The 1,008-nt window shown below is 64.6% G+C and carries 1 protein-coding gene; it reads left to right on the top strand.

The window, feature by feature from the left end:
* The coding region (locus tag EBE87_RS28410) for an IS110 family RNA-guided transposase (RefSeq protein WP_147465076.1) at positions 1–712 on the top strand (712 nt) is incomplete at its 5' end.
* Positions 713–1,008 lie beyond the last annotated feature (296 nt).

Below are 1,008 nucleotides of genomic sequence, written 5' to 3' on the forward strand. Positions count from 1 at the left end.
TGGTCCTCGTCGCTTGCTGATCCATCAAACACCTCCAGCTCAAACTTTGCCTCTGGGTGTCCACGGAAGCCAAGGAGGATCAATCCGCACGGATCTCGACGCGCAGTTGCGCGGCCTGCTCAAGACCTTCGGCCTGATCCTGGGCCCCGGCAATACCGATGCCCTGGTCCGCCGTGCCGAGAGGCTGGCCGAGGGTCATCCGGTGATCAGCGCTCTGGTAGCCAGGCTCGCCGAGGTACGGCGGCACGTGGTAAGCCAGATAGCCGCACTCGACTGTGATATCCGCCGCCTCGTGCGCAGCGAGCCCACCCTGAAGCGCTTCATGACCGTGCCAGGCGTGGGGCCGATCACCGCGGTCGCGTTCTTGTCCACCATCGACGAACCAGAGCGGTTCAAGCATGCCCGCGATGTTGGACCTTATCTGGGGCTGACACCAACCCGCTACCAATCCGGTGAGACCGACCGGCACGGCCGCATCTCGAAGTGCGGGGATGCGTTCACCCGCACCTGCCTCTACGAGGCAGCCAACGTGCTGCTGACCAAGGTAGGGCGGTTCTCCCCACTCAAGGCCTGGGGCATGCGTCTGGCGCAACGTATTGGGCCCAAGAAGGCCCGCATTGCGGTGGCTCGCAAGATCGCTGTGATCCTCCGTTGCATCTGGGTGGATGGCACTGAGTTCTGGTGGACGAGCGGGGAAACCAAGATGGCCTGACCCGCACTCCACCATCCAGGCTCCGCCCCGGCGGAGAGGCTGTTCCTGCCGGGACGGTGGGTGGAAGCGACCGCGCAGAGCCCGTTGGCCGGTCAGGCGCATACCGCCAGATCAGGCCGCCTCAAACATCGCGGCGCCCCATCCCTGACACCCATCATGGGGCGGATAATACCGACCCCGGAGAGAACCATGACTCCGGCAGCGGACAGCTTCCACATCGGTGCTTGACCTGGAAACCCCGATTAGATGGGGTGGGCGCCCCCTCTCGACGGCGAAGTCGTGCTGAGATTGGCACC

Origin of the sequence: Teichococcus wenyumeiae (genome assembly GCF_003696345.1) — a bacterium.
GTDB classification, from domain to species: Bacteria; Pseudomonadota; Alphaproteobacteria; order Acetobacterales; family Acetobacteraceae; genus Pseudoroseomonas; species Pseudoroseomonas wenyumeiae.